Source organism: Roseomonas rosulenta (assembly GCF_016106005.1).
Taxonomy (GTDB): Bacteria; Pseudomonadota; Alphaproteobacteria; order Acetobacterales; family Acetobacteraceae; genus Neoroseomonas; species Neoroseomonas rosulenta.
Genome location: NZ_JACADR010000334.1, coordinates 1 through 4,227, shown reverse-complemented (window position 1 = coordinate 4,227; position 4,227 = coordinate 1). Strand labels below are relative to the sequence as shown.

General features: G+C 72.6%; 3 protein-coding genes. 1 reads left to right on the top strand and 2 read right to left on the bottom strand.

All coding sequences use genetic code 11. The annotated features are described in order from the left end of the window. Nucleotides 1-1,592: DNA translocase FtsK (locus HW578_RS23540; RefSeq protein WP_198373143.1), on the top strand; the 1,592-nt coding region annotated here is incomplete at its 5' end. Between the two features lie 6 nt (nt 1,593-1,598). Here HW578_RS23540 and HW578_RS23535 read toward each other — a convergent pair. Both HW578_RS23535 and HW578_RS23530 read right to left on the bottom strand, forming a co-directional pair. Beyond that, nucleotides 1,599-2,219 (bottom strand): DedA family protein, encoded by a 621-nt coding sequence (locus HW578_RS23535; protein ID WP_198373142.1) that lies wholly within the window; start codon nt 2,217-2,219, stop codon nt 1,599-1,601. Further along, nucleotides 2,220-3,908, bottom strand: coding sequence for an ArnT family glycosyltransferase (locus tag HW578_RS23530; protein WP_198373141.1), 1,689 nt, complete (start codon nt 3,906-3,908; stop codon nt 2,220-2,222). Nucleotides 3,909-4,227: the final 319 nt, after the last annotated feature.

The window sequence follows — 4,227 nt, the reverse complement described above, 5'->3', positions numbered from 1 at the left end:
CGCCCCGGCTGACGCGGCGCGTCAACCAGTCCGCCGAGCCGGCGCGCCGCCCGCCCGAGCAGCGCGCACTCGACCTGCGCGATGGGTCGTGGAAGCTGCCGCCGCTCGACCTGCTGACCGAGGCGCCGGCGCGGCGCTCCGGCGGGCCGTCGGAGGAGTCGCTGCAGGCGAATGCGCGGCTGCTGGAATCCGTGCTGGAGGACTACGGCGTGCGCGGGCGCATCGCCGAGATCCGCCCCGGCCCCGTGGTCACGCTGTATGAGCTGGAACCGGCGCCGGGCACCAAGTCCTCGCGCGTGATCGGCCTGGCCGACGACATCGCGCGGTCGATGTCGCTGATCGCGGTGCGCATCGCGACGGTGCCGGGGCGCAACGTGATCGGCATCGAGATGCCGAACGCCAAGCGCGAGACGGTCTACCTGAGCGAGATGTTCGCCGACGACTCCTGGGCGCGGCACCCGGCGAAGCTGCCGCTGGCGCTGGGCAAGGACATCGGCGGCAGCCCGGTCATCGCCGACCTCGCGCGCATGCCGCACCTGCTGATCGCGGGCACCACGGGCTCGGGCAAGTCGGTCGGGATCAACACGATGATCCTGTCGCTGCTCTATCGCTTCGGGCCGGAGGAATGCCGCTTCATCATGATCGACCCCAAGATGCTGGAACTGTCGGTCTATGACCGCATCCCGCATCTGCTCGCACCCGTGGTGACCGAGCCGCCGAAGGCGATCGGCGCGCTGAAGTGGACGGTGCGCGAGATGGAGCGCCGCTACCGCGCCATGAGCCAGCTCGGCGTGCGCAACATCGGCGGCTACAACGAGAAGGTGGTGGCCGCGCGCGCGCGCAGCGAGGTGCTGACCCGCAAGGTGCAGACCGGCTTCGACCCCGACACCGGCAAGCCCGTGTTCGAGGAACAGCCCCTCGCGCTGGAGCCGCTGCCGATGATCGTGGTGGTCATCGACGAGATGGCCGATTTGATGATCGTGGCGGGCAAGGAGATCGAGGCCGCGGTGCAGCGCCTGGCGCAGATGGCGCGCGCGGCGGGCATCCACGTCATCATGGCGACGCAGCGCCCGTCGGTGGATGTCATCACCGGCACCATCAAGGCGAATTTCCCGACGCGCATCTCCTTCCAGGTCACGTCGAAGATCGACAGCCGCACCATCCTGGGCGAGCAGGGGGCGGAGCAGCTGCTGGGTCAGGGCGACATGCTGCACATGCCCGGCGGCCAGCGCGTGGCGCGCGTGCATGGCCCCTTCGTGAGCGACACCGAGGTCGAGCGCGTGGTGGCGTTCCTGCGCGAGCAGGGCGAGCCGCAATATGTCGAGGAAGTCACCGAGGAACCGGACGAGGATGGCGGCGCGCTGCCGGGGATGCTCGGCGGCAACACCGATGGCGAGGCGTCGCTGTACGACCAGGCGGTGGCGCTGGTGACGCGGGAGGGCAAGGCCAGCACGTCCTTCGTCCAGCGGCACCTCAACATCGGCTACAACCGTGCGGCGAAGCTGATCGAGCAGATGGAGAAGGAAGGCGTGGTCGGGCCGGCGAACCATGTCGGCAAGCGGGAGGTGCTCGCACCCGGCCCGCGGGACTGACGACGGCTATCCCTGCTGCCGCCGCCGCCGCGCCCGCCGGAACGCGAACACCAGGTGCGCCGCATAGCCGCCCACCGCGATGCCCACCACCACCCAGGCCAGCGGCTCGACCCACTTCTCGACCTTGTCGTAGTGGTCCTCGAGGAAATACCCCGCCAGCGCCAGGAAGGTCAGCCAGATGCACGACCCAAGCGCTGTCCAGAGGTAGAACACCGTGCGCGGGATCTCGACCATCCCCGCGGGCACCGAGATCAGCGTCCGCACCCCCGGCAGCATCCGCCCGAAGCACAGCGCCACCGGCCCGTAGCGCCGCAGCATGCCGGTCGCGCGGTCGAGGTCCTCCTCCTCCACCGCGAACCACTTGCCGAAGCGTGCGACGAGCGGGCGGAAGCGCTCCACGCCGAGCCAGCGGCCCAGCTCGTACCAGGCCAGGTTGCCCGCCAGCGTGCCAGCCACCGCCGCCACCAGCAGCGGGACCAGCGACATCTCCCCGCGCGCCGCCGAGAAGCCCGCCGCCGCCATGATGAGTTCCGACGGGATGGGCGGGAACAGGTTCTCCAGCACCATCAGCAGGAAGACGCCGGGGTAGCCCCAGGACGCGACCAGGTTCGCGATCCACTCGAACATCTATTCCACCCTGAACAGCGAGAGCGTGACCCAGCGCCCGCGGACGTAGTTGAGCCCGGTGACCGAGCCGAGCTCCCGCACGGCCAGCCCCCGCTCCGCCGCGGCGCGGCGGAAGGCGGCTTCCTGCCGATCGTTCACGGCGGCAATGCGGCCTTCGCCGGAGGCCAGGAAGGCGGCGGCGTCGGCGCCATCCCGCAGCAGCCGGATGCCGCCCCCCATGGCGAATTGCAGCGAGGGCTCGTGGTGGCCGACCACGCCGAAGCGATCGGGCGCCAGGCCCGGCGCCGCGTCGGCCACCGCCGCGGCCAGGCGCGGGGAGAGCCACACCGCCTGGAGGCGCGGGATCACGCCCTCCAGCACGCTGGCATAGACCGGCACCGCCAGGATGGCGCCGGCCAGCGCGGCGCGGCCCCATTCGGCGCGCTTCGCCATCCCCACCAGCACCCAGGTCATCAGGATGCCCGCGGCAAGGCCGAGCAGCGCGAAGGGCTCGATCCGCCCCTCCACCCGGAACACGGCGTAGCCCGCCAGCAGCGGCAGGCCCGTCGCCACCCCGCCCAGTGCGATCCCCCCCAGCCAGTCGATCCAGCGCGGCGGCGCCTGGCGCAGCGGGTCCATCGCCCAGCGCGCGCCCAGCAGCATCAGCGCCGGGAAGGCCGGCAGGGTGTAGTGCGGCAGCTTGGTCTGCACCGCCTCGAACAGCAGCCAGGTCGGCACCGCCCAGGCCAGCAGGAAGCGCACCGCCGGCTGCATGCGGTCGGTCCAGGCGCCGGGCAGGGCGCGGATCACGATCCAGGCGGACGGAAAGGCGGTGATGCCGAAGATGAAGGCGTACATCCCCGGCGGGCCCCAATGCGCCTCCTCGCCCGAGCTCACCTTGTCAAGCATGTCGCCGCCGATGGCCTCGGCGAAGAAGCGGCCTTCGGTCGCGATGCCGATGGCGACGAACCAGGGGGCGGCGAACAGCACCATCAGCGGGATGCCCCAGCCCGGGCGCAGCGCCGGCAGCCAGGGCGCATGCAGCCGCCACCAGCGCGCGCGGGAGGTGCGGTCCATCACCGCCAGCGTGATTCCCGCCAGCAGCGGCACCATGGGCGCGATCGGCCCCTTCAGCAGCACGCCGAGCCCCAGCACCGCCCAGAAGGCCGCCGCGGCACGCGCGGTGAAGGTCTCGGGCGCCAGGTAGGCGCGCCCCATCAGCCCCATCGCGATGGTGATGCTGGCCAGCAGCGCGGCGTCGGTCTTGGCGATATGCGTCTCGACCAGCAGGACCATGCAGGGGGCGAGCATCGCCGCCGCCACGAGGGCCGCCCGCCGCCCGACCAGCCTGCGCCCTAGGAAACATGTGGCGAGCACCGCCGCCAGGGCGCCGAGCAGGGATGGCAGCCGATACGCCCAGATGCTGCCGCGCGCCGGGATGCCCACGGCTTCCAGCGCATGCACCACGCCCGCCTGCGCCCAATGGATGCCGGCCGGCTTCTTGTTGCGTTCCACCTCGCCCAGGCGGATGCGGACATAGTCGCCGCTCTCCACCATCTGGCGGCTGGCCTGGGCGAAGCGGGATTCGTCGCGGTCGCCCGGCGGGATGGTGAAGAAGCCCGGCAGCCACAGCAGCAGGCACAGCGCGGCGAGCCACAGGGCCGGCCATCGCGTCTCGGGCAGCCGGTCGAGGAAGGCAGCAGCGCGCATCGCGCGGGGCGTCTAGCACGCAAGGCCGGGCGGTGCCATGAAGGCCCCGCGAAGGAGGCACATGGCGCGACCCCGCGCCGGCCCCGGCGCACCGCCCCCCGCCGCCAAGCCTCGCCCGGCCGAAACCCCGGCGCGACCGGCGGCCCGTTCCGCCACCCTGCCCAGGACTGCCCGCGTGACCCCTAACCTGACGGACGGCACCCGCCCACGGCGCGTGCAGGAGAGCGCGGCGGCCGGGCACCGCCCCCGCGCCGCCCGCCCGGCCGGAGCCCAGCGCCCGCGACACCCCCGCCCGGCCCGGGGTCGGAGGAGCGCACGC

Excerpts from the sequence above, each read along its gene's own strand:
- HW578_RS23535 (WP_198373142.1), bottom strand. The coding sequence starts at position 2,219 with ATGTTCGAGTGGATCGCGAACCTGGTCGCGTCCTGGGGCTACCCCGGC.
- HW578_RS23530 (WP_198373141.1), bottom strand. The coding sequence starts at position 3,908 with ATGCGCGCTGCTGCCTTCCTCGACCGGCTGCCCGAGACGCGATGGCCG.